Below are 23,133 nucleotides of genomic sequence, written 5' to 3' on the forward strand. Positions count from 1 at the left end.
CACTTTTCTTTTCTCATTTTCGGCTTCAATAGATAGTACACATCTTCGAAGAAGTAGAGTAATTGATTGCTTACAAAAGTGCTCTCTCCCGTCATTCCTAAGTTTGATTTTACTTTTGTCCTGTGGCTGTGCGACCAAGGCGATGTCAGGGAGTCGATCTTTGCTCAGGTCTCCGGTGGCATGGCTGACTTTCCAACCTTGTGGGACAAGGTTCTTCAAGGTTACCTTCCTCTTTTGCCAAGCTTTGTTGTGGTGTTTTTGGGGCTGTAGCCCGGTATTCACTCAAAAGGAAAGACAGAGTGGTAATGGTCGATAACGAGTGGAACTCTGTACTTGCTTATCTTTTTCATCCGGAATATTATGCTTCATAGTTTTAGCTGCAAATGCGAATAAAAATCCGACAATGAATGGCAGTTTTCCGCTGATTTTTCGAAACAGATACCAATTCCGAACTAAATAAATATATTTGCCCGAAAGCATTTCTATGCATACCAGGGCAATCGCATTTGAACTGTTAACACACTTATAAACCTAACGATTGCTACGTTCGGTTATCAAAACAAGTACGAATTAATGTGCTAGAATCCCAAATTATACAAGAAAGAGGCCAAGTATGCAGTATAAACTTTCAAATGCGATAGCCCTGCTATGCATACAGGAGAGAGGATGTTATAGTCCGGCTTTTGTCAGCTTTGCACTTTATCACCGGAATCAACAAGGTCTATTCCCTCACGGACAAGCTCTTTGCCATGTGGATCAATACGCTCTACGACACCTAAGACTTTTGGCGAATGACCTCCCGGCCATAATCAGACCATTATTCATAACCTCCAAATAACAAAGTATGATGAGCACATTTTTACTGAAGAGAGTGATGATCGCTGCATGGGGGCTCGCCTGCCTCACGATGACAGCACAGTCGCAAACACCCCTTACCGGCAAAAACATCGCAACAGGCTCGGAATGGAAAGGTGCGGACAAGAGCTTCGTCGAGACACCTCCTCCGGCAGGCCCCGTTCGCAGTATAGCAGAGTTCGAACGTTCTGCCGGAGCTCTTATCGCTTTTCCGCTGTGCATTCCGATGGAGTTGGTCATAGAGCTATCCAAGGACGACACCGTCTATACCATCGTAGGGAATGAGAGCGAAAAGGCTAAGGCTATATCCGAATACACATCGGGTGGAGTCAATATGGCCCACTGCCGATTCATCACCGCGCCGGTTAATCACCAGTCCAACTGGACCAGAGACTACAGCGGTTGGTTTATCATGTACGACAACAACAAGGTCGGGTTGGTCGATTTCCTCTTCGATCGGTCGCCGGAAGTAGAAGATGACTTCCCCCAATACGAAGCCAAGTACTTCGACATAGAGCTTTTCGGCATGAAACTGATGGAAAGCGGTGGCAACTATATGTCGGATGGATATGGCAGGGCCATGCAATCGGATATGACTTACAAACAGAATAAAGGTTTTTTTGGCCTGACTCCGGAGCAGGTGCAGGAGAGAAAGAAGCAATATCTGGGTATCACGGATTTACAGGTTTATGAGGATGTCAATCCCGATTTTACCCACCACATAGACTGCTGGGCAAAGTTCCTCTCCCCGAACAAAATAATGGTACTGCAAGTCCCTGAAGCCGATCCCAGACACAAGAAGCTGGAGGCTTTCGTTCAGGAAATAGAGAAACAGACTTCCCCTTGGGGCACCAAATACGAAGTATACAGGGTAAAGACAAACAGCAAAGATCCCTTTACAAACTCGTTGATACTGAATAAAAAGGTTTACGTCCCTATCCTTAACAATGGAGCAAGCACTCAGGCCGCACTCGAAGTATATACCAAGGCTATGCCCGGCTATGAGATCAAGGGTATCATCAGGAATTTCTGGAGTCATCTGGATGCACTTCACTGCCGCACCCACCAAATAGCCGACAAGGGGTATCTCTATATCAAGCATTATCCCCTGTTGGGCGAGCAGAAAGGCCCCGACTTCGAAATCGAGGCGAATGTGGTGTCCTGTGCCAATGCCGCCATCACAGGTGTCAAGTGCTTCTACAGGGTCAATGGTGCCGGTGCCTTTGTCGCTGCCGACATGACCGCTTCCGGAACGGCCGGCCATTATACCTACGCCTTTACCAACCTGAAAGAAAACGACAAGGTGGAATATTACCTCCATGCCGACGATGCCGGCGGACGAAAGGAATGTTTCCCATTCATCGGCGAACCGGATCCTCTTCGATTTACAGCTGTGCAAATACAGAGCATCAGCACTGTCGAAGAGCAAGATGCCGGTTTGAGAACATGGTTCAACGGCAATAAATCGGAGCTTGTCGTATCGGTTCGGGTGGATAAGTCGGGCCAATATCGCTCCAACCTCTACAACCTTAGCGGACAGTCGGTGAAAACCGTCACAAAGACTCTCGTCAGTGGCACCACAGTCTATAGCATGGACATACACGACCTGCCACAGGGCACCTATATTCTCCGGATCGAAGGAAACGACAGAACGCTTACGACAAAAGTCCTCAAATAAGATCTGCCCGAACAACGGGAGAGGATCTTATATCTCCCACACATATACTCTGCCGGCGCGGGCTATCCCTCCGTGTCGGCAGAGTACATTATAATATATATGGGGGTTGCTCTCCGTTCGCATTATGTAGTAAATTTGCGACATGAAAGAAACTAATGCGGGAAGCGTATATAGTCCGGAGTTAATAGAATTTGCCACAGTGGGCGTTGAATTCTGTGCTCTCGTCGAACAGGCAGCAGCTCACCGGACTACGGATTTCATCGACAAAGCTTCCAAAGTACTGCCTCTTCTCTATCTCAAGACAGCCCTTTTGCCTCCATACGAATACAGCGAAGAGATGGACTTCGTGGAGGAATACATCACGGAAGAATCCTACGAACAGGTACGCTCTGCCGTAGAGTCACAGCTGGGGTCGTACGACTCTTTCCTCGATGCGCGACACAGCGATATGCAATACAGCGATACTCCCGTAGGAGCGAGTATTGGGGAATGTTTGGCCGACGTATATCAGCAGGTGGGCAATCTGCTCGGAGTCGTACGCCAATCGAACGACAGTGCCATTCCTCAAGCCATCGGTCGCTGCCTTACCTACTTCGGCGAATACTGGGGCAATCGGCTCTTGGCTGCTGCCGGTGCTCTGCACGAACTGCGCTACAGCGAGGCCTATCGGACGTGGGAAGAAGAGGAGAGGGAAGAAGCTGAGGACTTATAGTATATAGGACAATAAAATCATGGTAGCCAATATAGATAAAGAAGCTGTTGCCGGCATGGAAGCAGAGGTATTCCCCGGGAGCATCCACCTGATCGACAAATCTGAAGCCATACCTGAAGCCATAAAGCTACTATCGGCCAGCCGCACGATCGGCTTCGATACAGAGACCCGCCCTTCTTTCGTACGTGGTGCCCGTCCGTCGGTAGCTCTGATGCAGATGTCCACAGAAACGGACTGCTTCCTCTTCCGACTCAATATGATAGATATACCGGAGGAACTGCAACAGCTACTGGAGAATCCCGACATACTCAAAATAGGACTGAGCCTGAGCGATGACATGACGGTGATCAGACGGCGCAAACCGATCGAACCGGCAGGATTCGTCGAGCTACAACGCCTCTGCCCTGCATACGGCATCCGCGATGCCAGCCTTCAGAAAATATACGCCATCCTTTTCGGCAGACGCATCAGCAAATCCCAACGGCTCACCAACTGGGAGGCACGTACGCTGACTGCGGCTCAGCAGTCCTATGCTGCACTCGACGCCTGGGCTTGCCTGCGTATATTCAATCAGCTTATGACACTTCCCACCCCTACCCCTGTACAATTCGCCCTCTTATGACAGCCTTACCCTCCATTACGCTACTCCCGAACAAAGAGGAATCCGTCAGACGATTCCATCCGTGGATCTTCTCCGGTGCCATAGCATCGATCAGCGGCAATCCTGCCGAAGGAGATCCGGTTCGTATCTTTTCCTCCAAACATGAACCTCTCGGAATCGGCCACTATGAGAAAGGAAGCATAGCCGTGCGAATGCTTTCCTTCGATATTGATATGGTACTCGATGTTTCCTTCTGGGAAGAACGGCTATCTGCCGCTTTCCGACTGCGTTCGGCTCTGGGACTGATCCGCTACGATGATACGAGATCCAAAAATACGGCCTATCGCTTGGTGCATGGAGAAGGAGACGGACTTCCCGGTCTTATTATCGATGTATATGGGCATACAGCCGTGATGCAGGCGCACAGCGTAGGTATGCACCACGCGAGAACGGATATTGCGAAGGCTCTTATAACGACGACTACAGGCTTGGTAGATGCCGTCTACTACAAGTCGGACAGCACTCTACCGTTCAAGGCCGGACTGGAATCGGCCGATGGCTTCCTGATCGGTTCAGGACAAGCCGAAGCAGAGTATGAAAACGGACTTCTCTTCCTGCCCGACTGGATCAAAGGACAGAAGACGGGGTTCTTCATCGACCAACGAGAGAACAGAGCCTTGCTGGAGGAATATGCCTCCGGACGTAAGGTGCTCAATATGTTCTGCTATAGCGGTGGTTTCTCCCTGTATGCAATGAGAGGAGGAGCCTGTAGCGTACACTCGGTGGACAGCTCAGCCAGAGCCGTACATCTGCTGGAAAAGAATATGGCACTGAATTTCGCGGGAGACAGTCGTCATCACTCCTATGCCGCCGATGCTTTTCGTTTCCTTGATGAGATGGAAGTCGGAGCTTATGACCTGATCGTGCTGGATCCGCCCGCTTTTGCCAAGCATCGCAAAGTGCTTCGCAATGCTCTGATAGGTTACCGCAAGCTGAATGCGGCAGCCTTTCGCAAGATCGCGCCGGGAGGTGTGCTCTTCACCTTCAGCTGTTCACAGGCAGTCAGTCGGGAGGAATTCCGTTTGGCAGTATTTACAGCAGCGGCATCAGCCGGCAGAAAGGTGCGCATACTGCATCAACTTACCCAACCTGCCGATCACCCTATCAACATCTATCATCCGGAAGGCGAATACCTGAAAGGGCTTGTTCTCTACGTAGAATAGGGACTTCGTCAGGATACGCCCACCAACCATTGCGATCCTTTTATTGAGAGAGAGAGAGAGAGAAAGGGTCAATGGTAGTGATCGTAGAGGCGCTCCAATTCACCGGACAGACGAAGACGATCAAACCAGTTATTCAGGCTGTCCGAGAGAGAAACTGCACTCCGACGTACCAACCAGGCCTGTCGCAGCTCAAAAGAAAGCGGTATGCTGCAATCCAAAGCAGGGAGGTGTTGCTCCAGTTTCTTGGCTTCATGTCGGTTGCAGATGGTAAGGTCGATGTCGCCCGATGCGACCATCATGGCCAATTGCTCCGCAGAATAAGTGGGATCCGTCTGTATGTATATGCTATCCCCGATTTCCTCGGATAGATGCTTAACAAAAAGTCTCGCCGGAGAGCCTTCTGGAATAGTCACCGTCCGTCCGGATAGATCGATCTGCCGACGGATCAGGGCCGTATCCGATCGACGCTGGACCAGATAGAGGCGTCCAAGATGCATCGGACGGAGGAAACGGTAGCGGACAGTATCTGTTAGGGCTGTCAAGGGTATGTCCTGTGCTATGATATCACATGCACCCCGATGCAGTCTTTCAAGACTCTCTTTCCAATTCTTTTCGAGACTGATTTCTATCCGAATACCACTGATTTCCGATAAACGCCGTGCCACATCATAAACAAAACCGGCGGTGGAATCCTGTCCCACATAATAGTCTCTGTCATTGTATCGGGCGATGATCCTCAGTACTCCTTCTCGGTGAATATCAGAATAATCCCGCAACGAATCCACAGCGTCCCCACCGGTAGAGCTCCCTCTACCACAGTGGCGCAAAGCAACCATCACGATAAGGACAGAGATCAGCAAAACGCCGTAGAGAGCAATCTGTTTCTTCATTTTCATTTATTTATTGAAGTCGATGGCAATACCCATACGCAGACCACGAGGGTTGTACGGCGTATGCACCAAGGAGAAACGCTTGCTATCCATGAAAGCCTCGGCTAGATTGTACATTTCAAAGAAGAAACGTGATCGTTTGAGGTGAATATTCACATAAGCATTCATCAGAGGGAAAGATCCTCCTACCTTTATCTCTTGTTGCGTGGTGAATTGCTGTACCGCAGGTTCATAATACGGAGCATAGTAGGAGGAATGAATACGAGCATCCACTCCCGTCTGTATACGCATCACCTTGGTACTGCTCGGCAGGCGGAAGTCCAAATAGAGATTGCCATAAGCCGCCAGCTTCGGTAATGGCAAAGCCGTACGGTTGCTACTCGTTTGATAAGCCGCTTCCACTTCCCAACCCAAAGCACCCCATCGGTAGGCATGTGCTATCCGCCCTTCGAGAACTTGTATGGGAGAAGAGACCTGTTGGGGGAAAGCCGTATGGTCGAAGTATATATAGTTCTTGAGCGTAGCGGATTGCAATGTCAAGGTCGTGCCCAAGTCCTTCAAGCGAAGAGAGCCACCCAGTCTGAGTTGCTGGATGAAGTCGAACGATTCGTCCCACCAGTGCACAGTACCATGATGATGACGCAGGAAGTAACCCGGACGAGTATTGAGGAGCTGTCCCCAGGCTTCCATTTCCGTCCTCCGACGAAAGAGATTGAACGCTGTACTTAGTCGTCCTCTGAGTTTGAATGCTCCGGCATCGCTCCCGACAACCGAGAGCTCTCCATCTGCTGCGAAGTTGAGATATTTCCCCCCTCTTCGGCTGATCTCTCCCCCGATATAAGTGCTGAACTCCCTGTCCGTAGGGGGTACGCCGACCACTGAATCTTGTAGCGTATAAAACCGATTCTCCAATCTGACATAAGCCGTCAGGCCGAACTTAGCCCAGCGATGGAAACCTTCCCGCAAAGAAAGTGCCACCGTATTGTGGTATTCTTCCATTCGCGTGGTATCGTTCGGCAGCACGATCACTTCTCCGGCATCGTTCAGTCGTTTGATGAAAAGATTGGGATAGACGGTACTGTCCAAAGGGCTTTTGACCTTGAAACGGCGGCGACTCTTAGTATAATTGAAAGTATGGGAGATACTGCCCACGGGTACGAATACCATCGTATCGATCATATGGGGAGCCTCGAATTCATTACCATCATAATACTCGGCCTTTCCCTCGCGATAGAATCCGAGGTTGTAACGATGAGTCAGACGAGCTGTTCCTTGCCGAAGCGAATTGAACATATTATTGCCCGGAAACTTCACCGGAATATCCGTGGATACGAATTCGTTCGTCCCATTGGCAAAGTTACCCGGATGGATTACGTAGTCATCATTCGTAATCCCTCCGTTCTCCGTCATCAGGTAGTAATTATTGCCCACATAAGCATACGCCTCGTAGCGATCGGAACGGTAGCTACCGAAAAGGCGGTAAGAGATGGCTTTCGTCTTGTTGGAGTTGTAGAAACCGTTGCTGTAGATATAATCCACATCGTTACCGATGTTGATTCGCTTGCCTATATTCAAAGCCAAAGTAGAACGCAGCTCTTCCTCTCGCGTCTGATTGTCGCCATGCCGGAGATAGAGCACCTGAGTAGTAGGACTCTTGGTATCGTAGAATCGGGCTGTAAAAGGATCTATCAACATACCGTGAAGCCCGTACATATACATGAACTGCGGATGATAGAGCGGACGATCGAAGAACATTTTGCTCTCCCACGGAGAGTTCAGATTGCCCAAATAACCAATGGCAAGCGAACGTCCCTCGGCTTTCACTCGATTGTAGAAACCGAGCATAGCCGTATCGATGGGAGAGCGCAAGAGATCACCCGTATTGGGATTCAACGTATAGACCTTGAGTTTATCCCCCCGAGCGATCTGCTCCTCTTCGGTAGGCTCCTTTACTTCTTTACCTTCGAAATCAAATTGATAATCATGTTGTGCAAGAACGGGAACCACTGCAAACCACAGTGATACCACAGCACCGACAATTTTCCTGATACTTCCAGCCATCAACATAGTTACATTACCAGCCACCGGAGGCTCCACCTCCACCAAAGCTGCCACCACCGAAGCCACCGCCGCCAAAGCCGCCTCCGAAACCGCCGCTACGGCCTCCACGACCAAGCAGCGAACCCAGCAGGATACCTGCAGCAGCAACTTCGGCATCATTATTGTCTCGGTACTGTTGGGTATGATTCTCTCCGCAGTACAGACAGCGCCATTCCTTGCGAATCATCATCCCCCTATCGGTACGCACACGCTTTTCTCCCATGTAGCGCAGGGCAACCGTTCCGCAGTTAGGACAACGCTTGTAGGAGGTAGCCGGACGATCGTAGCCTATTACCTGCGCATGGTCGCAAGAAGAGCAAGCGTAGATCCTGAACTCCCGACTCTTGAGCTTATGCTCCATCTGCTGCGAAGAAGTCAGATAACGGTCTTCCTCCAAGCTCCGTTCGAGCAGATGCACCGTGTGCTGATGGCAGCTCGGACAGAGAGTCATCTCTTTCTTCAGCTTATTCTGTCTCGATTTGACGATGGCCATCACAACGATAAAACCCGGGGGAAAGAGTAGTAAGAGCAGACATCCTACCATCGACACCCGCCTACGAAGGAATTCATACTCCTCCACAGCCGTTGCACGCGGATGTTGCCTGCGATATGAAGTCAGTTGATAGAGTACCGAGGCAGAAGCCAAGAGCATAAAGAAGCAATAGAATATAAATATGGTACCCCAGCTCACATTGGAAACAGCAGACCGATCTCCACCGTCAGGCTTCACATCATAAGATCCGTCCAACACCTGCTGAACAGCAACAACTCCCTCGGATAAACCTTCGGCATAGTTCCCCGATCGAAAATGAGGGATCATGCGATCATGTATGATACGGCTCAGCAAACCATCGGGCAAGTAACCTTCCAGACCATAGCCCGTCTCGAAGCGTACCCGTCGCTGATCCAGCACGAGTACGAGCAAAAGGCCGTTGTTGTTCTTTTTATTACCGACTCCCCATTGACGCGCCAGCTTCAAGGTAAAATCCTCCAATGGAGCATCACCGATAGACGGGAGAGTAACGACGGCAAACTCGACGGCATAACTGCTGCGGATGGCTCGTAGCCGTCCGTTCATGACCTCCTCCTGGGCATTGCTGAGCAAACCCGCTTCGTCCGTCACGAGCCGAGTGCTATCGGCAAGTTGGACGTTGGGTACATCCTCCGGCTTATATACCCGCTGTGCCGATACACTGGAATGCATCAGAAAGAAGAAAAAGGCCATTAGGAAAAAAGGCCACTCTGCAAGGCTCCGTAACCTGATCTTTGACGAACGCATCATTCGCAAGAGCGAAAAAGAGGATTAGAATTTTACTTGAGGAGCCTTCTCTGCACCTTCATCAGCCTTGAAATAGGGACGCTGATCGAAGTTCATCATACCGGCAATGATATTGGCCGGGAATCTGCGCACAGCCACGTTATATGTCTTGGCTATGGCATTGAAGTCCTGACGTGCTACCGTGATTCTGTTTTCCGTACCCTCAAGTTGCACTTGCAGATCGCGGAAGTTCTGGTTAGCCTTGAGATCGGGGTAACGCTCTACTACGACCATCAAACGGGACAAGGCACTCGATAGCTGATCCTGCGACTGCTGAAACTTGGCCAAGTTCTCTTCCGTCAGATTGTCGGCATTGATATTGGTAGCAGTGGCTTTGCTACGTGCTTCGATCACGGCAGTAAGCGTTTCGCTCTCGTGAGCGGCATAGCCTTTGACGGTCTCTACGAGATTCGGGATCAAGTCCAAACGACGTTGATATTGGTTTTCCACTTGACTCCAAGCCGTATTGACGGCTTCCTGCTTGTCCACAAAACTGTTGTATTTGACCACACCCCAGCTAAATAGCAGTACAAAAACTGCAATAATGGCAATGATGATTACTGTTCCTTTTTTCATATTCATTCTATGTTTACGTTACTATTAGGTTTATCAGAATGTGCTACTTACGACGTCTGACAGGCGTTTTGTCTTTCTTGACCGACCAGCCGAAATAGCCGAGAAAGTCCCCAAGTGAGAAGTATTCGCCATGCGAATATGCCAGCAGGTTTGCTTTCTCCATATCGAAAGAACCTGTCTCCGGGTCGATATATTGTTGGTCGGCACGCACATTGACCACATCGGCCATAAACATGTCATGGCTACCGAGTGGAATGATCTGTCGTACCTTGCACTCTATGCTGACCGGCGATTCGGCCACCAGAGGAGCTTTGATCAGCTTGGCAGGTTCCACGGTAAGGCCTGTCTCGGCAAACTTGTCATAGTCCTTGCCCGAACGAACACCGCACCAGTCCGTCTGTCTGGCCATGCCGACCGTAGTCAGGTTCAGACCGAACTCGCCACTTTCCTTGACGAGAGCATGGGAGTGACGTTCCGGACGAATACTGACATAGCACATAGGTGGCTGGCTGCATATCGTCCCCACCCAACTGGCCGTAAGCAAATTATAATCCTCCGGCCGAGAGCCGCAACTCACCAATATGGCCGGTAGCGGATAGATAAGTGTGCCGGGTTTCCAATCTTGTCTCATTGTTTTGTTCTTGGAAAAGTTACGCGAACTATAGCAGTTCGATACGTTCATTGGAGAGCTTTCGCTCACAATAGTCGCATCGGAGCGTACACTGTTCGGCATCGATCACACGGAATCGGGTTTGCATCAGTTCGTTGTTCGTAATACACTTCGGATTCGGACAACGGACAAGGCCTACCACCTCCTGTGGCACTTCCACCTGACGTTTTTCTACAACTTCATAGTCCCGAATAATGTTCAGACGTACATTCGGGGCAATAAGGGCGATACGGTTCAATTCCTCCTCGTCGAACGTTTTATCCTCTATCTTGATAACCCCCTTCGACCCATGGCTCCGACTGCGCAGATTGTTGCCGATAGTGATCCGCTTGTCCAAATCATCCAGCTGCAAGAGCGTAGCCACTTTGAACAACTTTGTCGGGGGGATATGGTCTATCACGATGCCGTTTCTAATCGCGGCGACGAGCATTTCTTCCTTTTTCATCACAATATCTGCTTAGTTTGCAACGTCTATGCCGAGCACTTCACAAATAATGGACTGCCTCGTATAAAGTCCGTTCAGTGCTTGCCGGATAAAGTAGGCCTTAGGATTGTCATCCACATCGTAGGCAATCTCCCCCACACGAGGAAGTGGATGCAGTACGCGCAGATTCGGACGGCTGTCGGATAGCATATCGTTGGTCAGCACATAGACATCTTTGACCCGTTCATATTCCTCCATATCCGTGAATCGCTCGCGTTGTACACGCGTCATATAGAGAATATCGCAGTTATTGATCACCTCCTCGTCGAAATGTTTGGTTTCCATATAAGGCAGATCATGCTCTCGACAAAACTGCTTGTATTCTTCAGGAAGAGACAGCTCTTCGGGAGCAACGAAGATAAAGCGAGGACGGAAGTGCGACATACCCTCTATCAGGGAGTGGATGGTGCGCCCGTACTTAAGGTCACCTACCATAGCTATGGTCGTATCGTAGAGAGTGCCCTGCGTCTTGCGAATCGAATAGAGATCGAGCAAAGTCTGTGAAGGATGCTGGTTGGCTCCATCGCCGGCATTGACTACCGGCACACGGCTTACCTCCGAAGCATAACGAGCCGCCCCTTCCAGATAGTGGCGCATAATAATCAGATCGGCATAGTTGCCCACCATGGAAATGGTATCCTTGAGCGATTCGCCTTTCGTAGAGCTGGAGGTGGATGCATCCGAAAAACCGATGATACGGCCTCCGAGACGGTTCACAGCCGTCTCAAAGCTCAGGCGTGTACGGGTCGAAGGCTCAAAGAAGAGAGTGGCTACGACCTTACCTTCCAAAAGGTGCCGATTAGGATTCTTTTCGAATAGCTCTGCCCGATCGAGAATGCGAAGAATGTCCTCGGCCGAACACTGGTCAATAGATACGATATGCTTCATTTTTTATGGAATATAATTGAATGATGTGGACGGGGAATAAAGCTCACCTCAAAGCGAAAGAAGCCTTAACCGTTATGCTCGCTGTCTTCATCTTGGAAGATGTATTGAACGAACCGCCCCAGCTGTAATCTTCGTTCGAGTTGAGTCCCACTATCTGGAACACACCCATCGAAGAAGATAGCATCTTGCCTACGGAAGAACCGCTCCCTTCGGCAATAACCGAAGCACGATTGAAAGCGTCTTCGGAAGCATTGCGCAGCATCTCCACCTTCAGATCATTGAGCTTGGTGTAGTAATAGGCCGGATGGTTGGAGGTAATCTCTACCCCCTGATTGATCAGCTCCGTTATATCGCGAGATATTTTCTCCACATGTTCGATGTCCTGTGAGGTCACCGTAGCTGTCTGGCTGAGCAGATATCCGGCAAAGGTCCTGACGTTTTGTTCCTGCCGCGGATCGTAATAATAGTTGTACTCTTTAGAGATGGCTACGCTTGAGAAGATATAAGACGAATCCGGCAGCTGCTTGCTTTTCAAATAGTCTGCCACCAATATCTGTTTTTCCTTCAAAGCCTTGTAGGCCGATTCGATATCCATCATCTGGAGCTGGTACGAAGCACTCCAAACGATCAGATCGGATTTAAAATTACGCTCGGCCATACCGGTCACAGTCACCGAAGGCTGAGAGCGACGTAGCTGAGCGACACTGCGGCCAAGAGCATAAAGGCCCAATACGAAAGCCAATCCGGCGACGATCGTAATCCAAAGTTTTTCTTTTTTCATCACAAAGCACTGTATTGATTGTATATTACTACTTCTTATCACCATAGAATACGGGATAAGCAAAGTAATGCGTTTCCCACCGGCGAGTCCAGATATTGTATTCGCGCTCTGCCCCGACGGCAAAACCGAATCGTTCGGAGACCTTCAGCTCGATCGAACCACCGTACTGAGGGCCGAATCCATGCATCGGCACCGCCATATTGAGTCCTGAGCGCGTACTACTGTAGAGAGGATAAGTGCCGAATCCATTGATAAAGACATTGTCTATCAATTCGTATCGAGCAGTGCCCCCGAGCGAGAGCGTTCTATTATCGAAAGCATTCCACTGCACCTGTCGATAATCGACACCGGTGGTAAAACTCAACCTATCGGTGGCTTGCCAGCGGAATTGACCACTGACAGTCCTCATAGGCATAAAACCGAAGTTCTGCTGCCAACCGCCTTGAATATGCGCCGTAAGATTTTGACTCAGCAAAAAATCGGCACCGGCATTCCATCCAAAGTCCTTGCGTACACCGGTCAATAAATCATGACCAAGACCGATATTGCCGGATGTATAAAAACGCATCCGGTCGGTCGGTCGCCAAGAAAAGACACCGGCAGCGTGGCGAGTTTGCAAGAGGGGGGATACGAAATCCCGGCGTTCTGCCGTGAAGTCGAGCTCATCGTTCAATCGCAAAGATGAGCGATGAGGCTTCAATCCATTGAGCAAAGCATCGGAAAGATGTTTGTCTCTAAACCCTTTCAGCGTACGGGTATTCTGAAAGGAAGCGGGCAGGACAGGACGATCGATGGAGAGAAGAGGGCTTTGCTCCACCATGCTGCTATTCGGCACAGGCTGAACCGTGGAGAGACTATCCTTTTTCTCTTGCGCCATCGCAGAGAAAAGACCTGCCACGAATATCAACCCGAACAGGACGGTTCTCGGCCGACTGATAAGACACCGGATTATCATGAGTCTTGCATAATTTGATATACCGCAAAGATAAATTATTATAGGTACAACAGACACACCGTACAGGTCCTAGGTTATCCCTAATCTACAAGACCAAGCAGACAGAAGGAGGGAAAGAAAGATCAAGCCTACAAAAGAGCAGGATACATCATCTTATATCCAGCTGGTTTTCAAACCGAAATTTTGCATTTACTGTCCAAAAACATAGCACTAAAACAACCTAAAAACTATTTTTTCCAATCAGACAGTTACAAGATGATAGCAAGCTAACAGTTCAAACCCACTAATTATCTGAAGTAAAATCATCTAAACAGCCCCTATCTTCTGAAGAACCAATCTATCATAGATGCCAAAACAATACAAACTAAAAAGCATGAGAAACATGCTGTAATTATCAGCCATCCCTTTATTTTTTTATTGTTTCTGCTTTTTCTAAACTTGGGACTTAAAACTGTGTTGATATACTTCTCTGTATATTTCCTCTTGACACGCCAATAAACCAGTCCATAAATGCTAAACATATAGATCAAAAGAGGTATACGAGAGCCATCTGGAGTTATATCATGCGCCGAAATTCCAAAAATGATTCGTAACACAAGAATACTTATGAATACCCAGAAGGCACCCATGGCCAATATCACCAAAGATGTAGCTGTAGCTAATGGAGCCGGGTCTCTATGCAGGTAAATATTATATAGTCGGTAGACTATGTAGTCGATTAAGCGTTTCACCTTATAATATCAAAAAATGCCATCACTCCTCGAAAGTCCACCTTCGATTATAATTCCTAAATTACTATCGAAGGGACTCACTTTCTCAATATTATGCTTAGTATTTCTTCTCTCCCAATTACCTAAATAATGGAGGACGGTTAATCCCAAAACAAATGAAATTAGCAGATACAGCACTACTAAATATCCATTTCTTCTCTTTTTATATTTAGATTCTGACTTCCATCTATTGTGTAATTTATCATAATTAGTAATCTTCCAAAAATAGATTGCATTGCAGGTTGTGAAGCCGATATGTACTATCATCCACGACAATTTAGAGGGAAGAAAATTGATTCCCAATGCATAGCAGATTGGAATTATAACTGTATTAAGATTTAATAATTGAGCGATGGAAAGTATGAAAAGTGCATAGAGTCCGGCAATATCGCTCTTCCACTTTATCTGGTAAGTTGAATATATTCTGTAGTATATGTAAGAGAACATAACACTTGGTCATCCTTTCTAAACATACCATAAAACGACCAAACCCAAAATAGGCAGAATTATAACGAAGAAAAGAGTAACAAAAGTCTTTTGTTTTTTTCTTTGGAGGAATCGCGATCAAATTTATCAATGAGACCTTGATAATTAGCGTCTTTTACCCCAAACACATAACGAGTATTTATTGCCAACATTATATATCCAATCAACAACGCCAACAACTTTCCCAAAATGGAATTTTCAAAAAACATCTTTAACGCTGGGAACAAGCCAAAAGGGTAAAGAAACCCCACAAAAAAAGCAAGATGAATAAATTTTACTGCTGTCGTCACACAAACTGCTGCGAATGCCGGATTTGGAGTTTTTATTTTTACCCCAAATTTGTAAGACAAATAAAATGTATATTTGTAAATATTCATAGTATTTTCAATTCCATTCCTCTTGACAACACCTCTTTATGGAACATCATCCAGCAATTCGACATATAAAAGAAGCCTGCATTTATTTCCCCGGAAAGCATTCCACACTTGCACCTCGCACTAACTTATTATTGAAGCCAAAATCATAAAGGCAAGAAACCATATGGGTATTAGGACAATAAGCATCCATCCCTTTATCTTTTTATTGTACTTACTTTTTTCAAATCTTGGTGTTAAGTTTTTTGTTATGTATATTTCTGTATATTTTTTCTTGATACGCCAATAAAAAATCGCAAAAACAAAAAAGACATAGATCAAAACAGACAGATGAGGTGCATCCGGATTAATTTCCCGCACAGAAACATTAAAAAATATCCGCAAGATTAAAGCTCCCAAAAACACATAAAAAGAGGAAACAACAATGATTGTAAAAGCAGTAGCACTTGCTAATGGATCTGGGTCTTTATGTAGATAAATATTATATAGTCGGTAGACTATATAGTCGATTAAACATTTCATTTCTTTCTCAATAAAGATGGATCAAAGTTCGGTTTAGCGACACGAGTCTTATCTTGTTGTATAATAAATGGTGAAGGAGGAAAGTCGATCGGATCCACTCGTTGAGAAGATTTGAACACATGTGGATCCTTTTTTTGATGCTTCCACTCTAATATCTCTCCATTTTCTGTTTTCAGAACCTCATCGGATAGGCTATCCAAATGCCCCCCGATAGTTTCTCCCGAGACAATTAAGGAGATAATATCGGCAGCAAAAGCCGTACCTCCGATAATCCAACCGACGGCAGGAATAGCTGAAGCTCCCAGAATCACACTATTATATACGTGAGACACTCTGAAAGAGTGGGAATTCATTATGTCTGCTCCTATAATTGCAATCGACAGTATTCCTAAATTACGGCTGGTTCTTGTTAGTTTACTCGGAATATATTCTTTCCTAACTACACTGGGTTTTATCTTGATGCCTTTTGCTTTCAGTTTCTTGGATAGTTCATGCGCCTGCTTGTGGCGTTCTGAATTTTTCATCAGTCCGCGCGACCAAAGCTCGGTCTTTCTCACCATAGGCACTTTGCGCCATGCGCGTGGCACCTCCACACCCCAGCGAGCAGCATCGAATCCGGCTTTGGCACCACGTGCTGCTACGCCCAGATTTGTCCAGTCGATGATTCGCTTCACCGGATCTACTTCATGGTATGAGGTTTCGCGATAGTCGTTTGTTTGTGTATTCTTAGCAGAAATTTTCAGGAATACACTGAATTCATCCCTTTGGTAGGCAATTTGGACTTCACTGTGCTTCTCGGGTAGGACGTAGTAGTCATTCTCTCCCATCTGCACTTGGATCATACCCCCGGGAAGTCTCTTGACCAAGCGGTCGTATATATCCGGTTCTACCTTGCCGAGACTTTTGCGGAAAGCTTCTTCAGTGGTTTCTATCTTTTGCCATTGTAGTACGTCGTACGCCGAGGTCGTTGTGGCAAACCTATTTCTTGCTCCTACAAGTTCCGGAGGTGGTACGGCTACCGTATCGAAGTAGGCATACCCCACTCCCTCAACGAACCCTTCATAAAGCACGCCTCGCTCCATGCGTGCCAGATAATCGTCTTGGCTAATATAGGATTCAAGATATGCCATGGCCTTTCGTCATTATTCTACCCAGTTGTTGTTCATTGTGAAGCCATTGAGCGAAATCTCCTCGGGAGAGATGAGCAGAGAGGTCTTCAAGCCGCCCCCTGTACAATCTATTACTCGCTCGAAGTGTACACAATATCCTCTTTTGAACGATATTTTAAGAGGAGAGCTTCCTGTTTCTTTGGAGAATATTACTTCTCCATCCTTTTGCATCCATCGGTTCATAGCCCAATTATAGATTTCGTCACTCACGGTTTGCCCCAAAGTGATCATCAGGCGTCCGCCTCTTATCTCGGCCTGTGGTTCGCCTTTTTCGTCTGTCGGCTGTGTAAAACCAAGATTGAACTGAAAGACTTCATAGGTCTGTCCCATCACCCGAAACGTGACGGTTATTTCGCTATCCAATATATCTGAAAAGTCCATGCCGTATTCTTCTCTTGCGGTTAGATATTTTTCCATTCATTGTCCAAAACAGCACTGCCCACAACCAGTTTCTGCGCCTGAATGGTTATTTCCGTGCCTACATAGCTCTTTCCACGGCGAGTATAACTCAAGTTAATACCCGTGCAAGCAGCCTTCGTAAAGTAAATTTTCTCCAATGGCTCATCGTCCATATTACAGATTACAATCGCCCCATCCTTATACTTGCGAGGATCGAGCATCCAATCGATAATCTCATCGGAGGGGGTATTGGGGAAAGTCATGCAAATGCTTCCTCCCCTTACTTCGCCCTGTGCTTTCCCCTTGCTGTCCATGGGCTGACTGAACGAATAACGGCAATTCTCCAGCTCCATGCCTTCCGAGAGCAATCCTTTTATACTTGCATCATCCAGCGAACCGATGCGTAAAAAACTTCTGTGTCCAAACATAATTAGTCAAATCTTAAGGGAACCATATCCCAAATTTTCGCATTTCTCAGCAGGAGCCACCTTTCTATATACCGGTTTTATTTCTAACCTGTATATGCACTCCTTCCAAAGCTTAAAACTCCGCAATTGTACAAACAATCTCTCGAATACCAAAAAACAGATCTTTGTATTTCTCTGTCCCCTCTACTGCTGATTCCATTCGAGGAGTCTATCGAGCCCGTCGTTGCCCTTGCTATTGGGGAATACGTACTACGAGATGAAGTGGAGACGATGACGATGGAAAAATCAATCCGCTGAAAAGTGTAGCAGGCATCGTCTCACAGCCGATTGGTTTACGTGCCGGAATTTTTGTGTTTGCAGTCTGGAAAAACGTGGCGCGTAAACTTTTTCGTTCCGGTGCGGGAAGTAAAAAAATCTCGAACCAAAACGAAAAAATTCCGGCACCACCTTCTTCAGAAAAGACGCGCCACAATCAGAGGTTTTTTGGCTCGTATCGGTGGGATAGCGGTTGATGGATATTGACTCGATAGTAGAGCTGTCCTCCAACGGCAGCCCTAAGAAAAACTCGATAAAAAATGCACCATTCTCATTGTCCGGCATCAAAGAGATCGTCCAGGGCGAACCGAATGAAAACCAATGAGATCTCATCGTCTTCTTCGACGAAATAGCCGATCGTTCCATCCGCCAGTAGAGTCATATCCGAGTAGGCACTCGATCCCGAATTGACGACTACGGGGGTAGACCAGCGGCCGGAGGTATGATCGAAGAGATAGACCGCTCCATCGCGACGTCCATCCGGGCCGAGAGGCAGGGAGTGCAGCATTTGATTCCTTCCGCTCCGCTCCACCTGAAGCATGGCACCATTACAGCCGGGGTCATGGATACTCTCGAATTGCTTGGCCCTCTCCCAAGTGAGGCCATCGTCAGAGGAGAGAGCGAAAAAACGCTGCCGTTCCTCCTGCCGACCCTGATTGCGCACACTCATCAGCACTCTGCCATCGGGCATGAGTGAAAGCTTTGCCTCATCACCTCGGCGGTACGCACAGTCGGACAGGTGCCAAGTGCTGCCCTCGTCATCGCTATAGAGGACATAGTTGTTCAGGACGTACTCCTGCCCTGATTCGCGGATGGCGGCTACAAACATAATACGACCGGATGGCAGCAAAAGCCCTTTTCCCGATGCACAGAAGGAAGCCAACCAGCGACTGCGTCCCGGATCGGCACAATCCTTGCCGAAGATGAAACGGGTAATATCCCGAGGAGGAGACCAGGTGAGGCCTTCGTCCCGACTCTCCGACACATAAGTTCGTTGGGGACGATCGGGGGTGGACTGCCAGAGTCCTACTCCGCCGACGAAGATCATCAGGAGCTTTCCGGCCTTGGTCTGTACGAGAGCTACATCGCCAAAGCCATGATTGCGCCCCTCTCCCTGTACGATGATTCGTGGATCGCTCCACGATCTCCCTCCGTTCGTACTGCGCCGCATGACTATGTCTATATCCTCCGGCAGATCCGTCTGATTATACTTCCGTCTGTCAGCCATGGCGATGAGCGTCCCTTTAGCTGTTTTCAAAATGGCCGGAATACGGTAGTTGCGCGAACCGCCATCACCGGGCACAAATAGAGCTTCATACCCTCTATACAGCCTACGGGAAGCAGGCGAAACCTCTTTGAACGGCAAAGGGCGACCATCGACAGCCACCTCTTCCACACGGGCAGTCAGCGTATCGGATGGGGAAAAAGAAGCGACAGGCCCTATATCGGCAGCCAGATAAAAGAAACGGCGGCCGGCAACAGAATCGGCAGAAAGAGTGATGACGCAGTCTTCCTTTGAGATCGGGAAGCTATCGTAGGAGACTCGCCCTTTATAGTCCGGCAGATCGCGTACTGCCAAAGAATCACTCACAAGGAGATACAGGGCAGTGACTTTGTCTTTTGTATCTTGTGGAAAGGAGTACCTGATTCGGATCTGTTTGGCATTCGGCGGCAGAGGTTCGCTCAGTGCTATTTTCACCAAAGTTCGATGTGCCTGATCGGGTGCCACACCATGCTTGTCTCCCCACACTGCGACCTCCTGTGCAGTAAGGCGCAACATCGCCACAAGACAACAAAAAACGACAAGGCAGACAGAACGCCGAGTCCTCGCCAAAAGAGTATTATTAGCCATCGAAAACAATTTTATACCATTTTGGGAATCAAAGTTATGAAATCATAGCAGTTGCGTCCGCGCAAGGCATTGGAACGAACATTGTAATCCTTTCCGGATTCTTCTGATCGATTCACCAAGCCTCAGCACAAGCCGTTCCCACTCCTGTCGATGGCGACCGCTCATGGGGCAAAAAGAGACCAATGTGGAGTGTAAAATCAAAGAAAAAAATCAGGCCATAGAGGTCCAAGATTCAGCAAGCAATGCTCCCAATAGCGAGCGAAGCACAGCCATAGAGGGAAGGACAAGTGATGCACCGGCATCCCACAAATCGGCATCGGGCAAGCAACCTGTATTTACCGCAATGGTAAAGATACCGGCATCGACAGCTGCACGAACTCCCAGCGGAGCATTCTCTACCACAAAAGCCTCGGAAGGCGACATCCCCACACATTCCAACGCTTTGAGATAAGGCTCCGGATGAGGTTTTCCACGGTGTACATCGGCACCTGTCACCATATTCGCAGGCCCGAAGCTGTCACCATAACCTCTTTGCAAACGCTGCAATATATCGGTCTGGGACGAACCCGTCACCAGCATGATACGCAAGCCCTGTCTACAGACATCCGACACCAGAGCCGGAGCACCGTCGATCACGTTTCCCGAATTATACAAAGCGAAGAGTTGGCTCTTGCGTCCGTACATATCGGCTATTTCTTTTTCTGTCGGCTGCCGTCCGTATCCCCGCTCGAACAGGATCTTGATGGTATCGCTACCCTTCTGCCCTTCCCAGCGATAGAAATCCAGTGGCTCCGCAGCGATACCGTATTCTCCGGCAGCCTCCACCCAACTGCGTGCATGCGCGGGCATGGAATCGAACAGCACTCCGTCCATATCGAAAAAGCACGAACGGAAAGGGGCATGCCGGTATGCCTTCTCTGTTCGGAATGTCTGCAATGCTTCCGCTATATTATTGTAGTCCATCGATTCTTTTCTCTCCATTAACTTATGACGCTCCAGTCTTCCTCCTTGGGGAAGAGTTTATTCAGACGAAGAGCGAGCATTTGATTGTCAGGGTGGCGAAGTTCGGGGTCGCGCTCCAGTAGTCGCTCCGCTATACTTCGGGAGAGGGCTATCAGCTCCGTATCTCGTGCAGGATTGGCTATCCGAAGGCTGATCTGACGACCGCTCTGGCGCGTACCCTCCAAGTCGCCGAAACCACGAAGGCGCATATCTTCCTCTGCTATTTCGAATCCATCGTTCGTCTCCACCATCACCTGAATACGCCGGCGCGAGTCCTCACCGATTTTTGTCCCTGTGATCAGGATGCAATAGCTCTGCTCTCCACCGCGGCCTACACGTCCTCTGAGCTGGTGTAGCTGCGACAGGCCGAAGCGATCGGCATTCTCCACCACCATCACCGTAGCATTGGGGACATTCACGCCGACTTCGATAACCGTCGTAGCCAACAGGATACGGGAGCGACCGCTGACGAAGTCTACCATACGTGCCTCCTTTTCCTTGGCTTTCATCTTGCCGTGTACCATCGTCACACCCTCATCGGGGAAAATGGAAGAGAACAGCTCGAAGCCATCCTCAAGATTTTTCAAATCGGTCGTCTCCGATCCCTCGATCATCGGATACACCACATACACCTGCCGGCCGGCAGCAAGCTGAGATCGCAGGAAACGAAAGACCGGTGCCATATCGTTGTCGAAGTGGTGGAGCGTCTGTATGGGCTTACGGCCGGGAGGCAATTCGTCGATGATGGAAATATCCAGATCGCCGTACAACGTCATGGCCAAGGTACGCGGTATGGGGGTGGCACTCATAATCAGAATATGGGGCAGAGTGTCGAGGTTCTTTTCCCACAGACGTGCTCGCTGCTGTACACCAAATCGGTGCTGCTCGTCTATGACGGCCATTCCCAAACGGTGAAAGAGCACTCCCTGCTCCAATAGGGCATGCGTGCCGACGACGATGGAGAGCGAGCCATCGGCCAGAGACGGGAGTAAGCGTTCTCGCTGACGTGCAGTACAGCTTCCGATGAGCAAGCCAACCTCTACGCCAAGCGGTCGCAGCAGCTCGGACAGGGTATGATGATGCTGTCTGGCGAGAATTTCGGTCGGAGCCATCAGGCAAGCCTGACAGCCATTGTCCAGAGCCAACAGCATGGACAGCAAGGCTACCAAAGTTTTACCGCTACCCACATCGCCCTGCACCAGCCGGTTCATTTGATGTCCGCTGAGGGTATCCTGCCGGATCTCCCGTACCACCCTTTTCTGTGCGCCGGTCAGTTCGAAAGGCAGATGCTCCTTGTAGAATGTATTGAACAAGGCTCCTACTTGGGCAAAAACAATTCCCTGAAAGCGAGCCTTGCGTTCCAGCTTGCTGCCGATCAGATGCAGTTGTACATAGAACAGCTCTTCGAACTTGAGTCTTGTACGGGCAGCTTCCAGCTGTGCCACCCCCTGAGGGAAATGAATCTGTCTGATGGCCTCCTGATAGGAGACGAATCCATAAGAAGAAAGGATGTAAGGCGGCAGTGTCTCTGTCAGTGTAGCCGACACCTGATTGAGGAGTATGTACAGGAGTTGCTGGAGTTGTTTGCTGCCCAGCCCCATACTCTTCATGCGCTCTGTGGTGTGATAAATCGGAGTCAGTCCGCCGGCTACCTGCTCTGCCTTCTCCTCCGCATCTATTTCGGGATGTGCTATGTTATAGCCGGAAGCGAAGAAAGCAGGCTTGCCGAAAACAATATATCGCCGACCTTCCTGTAGCTTGTCGCGTATGTACTTGATCCCCTTGAACCAAACCAGCTCTATGCTTCCCGTACCGTCAAAGAAGGTAGCCGTCAGCCGCTTGCGCCGTCCTTCGCCCACCTCGGAGAAGTTGCGAAGGACACCGCGCAGCTGGATATAGGGCATATCGGAGCGTATCTCCCGTATGGCATAAAACCGACTCCTATCGACATAGCGAAAGGGGAAATAATGAAGAAGATCCAGATAGGTACGTACTTCTATTTCCTCTTTCAGCACTTCCGCCCGCTTCGGCCCTACGCCGGTCAGGTAAGTGATCTTGGTCGATAGCATATCCATCTGCCAGAAG

General features: G+C 48.7%; 23 protein-coding genes. 5 read left to right on the forward strand and 18 right to left on the reverse strand.

The window, feature by feature from the left end; all coding sequences use genetic code 11:
• Positions 1-66 precede the first annotated feature (66 nt).
• The 5 genes from HQ50_RS05490 (at position 67) to HQ50_RS05510 (ending at position 5,069) form a co-directional block, all read left to right on the forward strand.
• The gene (locus HQ50_RS05490) at positions 67-270 is read left to right on the forward strand and encodes a hypothetical protein (protein WP_039428920.1); all 204 of its coding nucleotides are present in this window, start codon (positions 67-69) and stop codon (positions 268-270) included.
• Positions 271-844: 574 nt separating this feature from the next.
• Positions 845-2,533 (forward strand): agmatine deiminase family protein, encoded by a 1,689-nt coding sequence (locus HQ50_RS05495; RefSeq protein WP_081960051.1) that lies wholly within the window; start codon positions 845-847, stop codon positions 2,531-2,533.
• A 142-nt stretch (positions 2,534-2,675) separates the two neighbouring features.
• Entirely contained in the window at positions 2,676-3,245 is a 570-nt protein-coding gene (locus tag HQ50_RS05500) for a DUF5063 domain-containing protein (RefSeq protein WP_018964304.1), read from the forward strand.
• Between the two features lie 19 nt (positions 3,246-3,264).
• Positions 3,265-3,867: a 3'-5' exonuclease gene (locus HQ50_RS05505; protein WP_039428922.1), complete on the forward strand. Its 603-nt coding sequence runs from the start codon at positions 3,265-3,267 to the stop codon at positions 3,865-3,867.
• A complete protein-coding gene (locus HQ50_RS05510) occupies positions 3,864-5,069 on the forward strand; it encodes a class I SAM-dependent rRNA methyltransferase (RefSeq protein WP_039428924.1) in 1,206 nt (401 codons plus the stop codon). Before HQ50_RS05505 ends, HQ50_RS05510 begins: the two co-directional genes overlap by 4 nt.
• Before the next feature lie 68 nt (positions 5,070-5,137).
• Here the strand turns inward: HQ50_RS05510 and HQ50_RS05515 are convergent, their stop codons facing one another.
• From HQ50_RS05515 to recG, 18 genes are all read right to left on the reverse strand, one after another.
• Positions 5,138-5,959 (reverse strand): transporter substrate-binding domain-containing protein, encoded by an 822-nt coding sequence (locus HQ50_RS05515; protein ID WP_235317937.1) that lies wholly within the window; start codon positions 5,957-5,959, stop codon positions 5,138-5,140.
• Between the two features lie 6 nt (positions 5,960-5,965).
• Positions 5,966-8,026 (reverse strand): putative porin, encoded by a 2,061-nt coding sequence (locus HQ50_RS05520; protein WP_052074905.1) that lies wholly within the window; start codon positions 8,024-8,026, stop codon positions 5,966-5,968.
• Between the two features lie 7 nt (positions 8,027-8,033).
• On the reverse strand, positions 8,034-9,284 hold the full coding sequence (locus tag HQ50_RS05525) for a YgcG family protein (RefSeq protein WP_235317938.1): 1,251 nt from the start codon (positions 9,282-9,284) through the stop codon (positions 8,034-8,036).
• A gap of 78 nt (positions 9,285-9,362) precedes the next feature.
• Positions 9,363-9,959: a LemA family protein gene (locus HQ50_RS05530; RefSeq protein WP_018964298.1), complete on the reverse strand. Its 597-nt coding sequence runs from the start codon at positions 9,957-9,959 to the stop codon at positions 9,363-9,365.
• A gap of 37 nt (positions 9,960-9,996) precedes the next feature.
• Entirely contained in the window at positions 9,997-10,584 is a 588-nt protein-coding gene (locus HQ50_RS05535; protein ID WP_018964297.1) for a flavin reductase family protein, read from the reverse strand.
• A 28-nt stretch (positions 10,585-10,612) separates the two neighbouring features.
• On the reverse strand, positions 10,613-11,068 hold the full coding sequence (gene pyrI, locus HQ50_RS05540; protein WP_039418896.1) for an aspartate carbamoyltransferase regulatory subunit: 456 nt from the start codon (positions 11,066-11,068) through the stop codon (positions 10,613-10,615).
• Between the two features lie 12 nt (positions 11,069-11,080).
• Positions 11,081-11,995: an aspartate carbamoyltransferase gene (gene pyrB / locus HQ50_RS05545; RefSeq protein WP_018964295.1), complete on the reverse strand. Its 915-nt coding sequence runs from the start codon at positions 11,993-11,995 to the stop codon at positions 11,081-11,083.
• A gap of 43 nt (positions 11,996-12,038) precedes the next feature.
• A complete protein-coding gene (locus tag HQ50_RS05550; protein WP_039418897.1) occupies positions 12,039-12,776 on the reverse strand; it encodes an SIMPL domain-containing protein in 738 nt (245 codons plus the stop codon).
• Positions 12,777-12,804: 28 nt separating this feature from the next.
• The gene (locus tag HQ50_RS05555; protein ID WP_200880428.1) at positions 12,805-13,731 is read right to left on the reverse strand and encodes a hypothetical protein; all 927 of its coding nucleotides are present in this window, start codon (positions 13,729-13,731) and stop codon (positions 12,805-12,807) included.
• A gap of 1,276 nt (positions 13,732-15,007) precedes the next feature.
• Positions 15,008-15,364, reverse strand: coding sequence for a hypothetical protein (locus HQ50_RS05570; RefSeq protein ID WP_039428937.1), 357 nt, complete (start codon positions 15,362-15,364; stop codon positions 15,008-15,010).
• Between the two features lie 120 nt (positions 15,365-15,484).
• Entirely contained in the window at positions 15,485-15,883 is a 399-nt protein-coding gene (locus HQ50_RS05575; protein WP_039428940.1) for a hypothetical protein, read from the reverse strand.
• The gene (locus tag HQ50_RS05580; RefSeq protein WP_039428943.1) at positions 15,880-17,013 is read right to left on the reverse strand and encodes a hypothetical protein; all 1,134 of its coding nucleotides are present in this window, start codon (positions 17,011-17,013) and stop codon (positions 15,880-15,882) included. The genes HQ50_RS05575 and HQ50_RS05580 overlap by 4 nt, the downstream gene beginning before the upstream one ends.
• A 12-nt stretch (positions 17,014-17,025) precedes the next feature.
• Positions 17,026-17,469: a type VI secretion system tube protein TssD gene (tssD, locus tag HQ50_RS05585; protein WP_200880429.1), complete on the reverse strand. Its 444-nt coding sequence runs from the start codon at positions 17,467-17,469 to the stop codon at positions 17,026-17,028.
• A complete protein-coding gene (gene tssD, locus HQ50_RS05590; RefSeq protein ID WP_039426152.1) occupies positions 17,454-17,879 on the reverse strand; it encodes a type VI secretion system tube protein TssD in 426 nt (141 codons plus the stop codon). The genes tssD (HQ50_RS05585) and tssD (HQ50_RS05590) overlap by 16 nt, the downstream gene beginning before the upstream one ends.
• 332 nt (positions 17,880-18,211) lie before the next feature.
• Positions 18,212-18,304: a DUF1661 domain-containing protein gene (locus tag HQ50_RS12560; protein ID WP_152566883.1), complete on the reverse strand. Its 93-nt coding sequence runs from the start codon at positions 18,302-18,304 to the stop codon at positions 18,212-18,214.
• 161 nt (positions 18,305-18,465) lie between these two features.
• The gene (locus HQ50_RS05600; protein ID WP_039428948.1) at positions 18,466-19,974 is read right to left on the reverse strand and encodes an exo-alpha-sialidase; all 1,509 of its coding nucleotides are present in this window, start codon (positions 19,972-19,974) and stop codon (positions 18,466-18,468) included.
• A gap of 282 nt (positions 19,975-20,256) precedes the next feature.
• Positions 20,257-21,027, reverse strand: coding sequence for an HAD family phosphatase (locus HQ50_RS05605; RefSeq protein WP_039428950.1), 771 nt, complete (start codon positions 21,025-21,027; stop codon positions 20,257-20,259).
• Complete coding sequence (recG, locus tag HQ50_RS05610; protein WP_039428953.1) at positions 21,027-23,123, reverse strand: ATP-dependent DNA helicase RecG; 2,097 nt, start codon at positions 23,121-23,123, stop codon at positions 21,027-21,029. Before recG ends, HQ50_RS05605 begins: the two co-directional genes overlap by 1 nt.
• Positions 23,124-23,133: the final 10 nt, after the last annotated feature.

The organism is Porphyromonas sp. COT-052 OH4946 (assembly GCF_000765965.1).
Classification (GTDB): domain Bacteria; phylum Bacteroidota; class Bacteroidia; order Bacteroidales; family Porphyromonadaceae; genus Porphyromonas; species Porphyromonas gulae.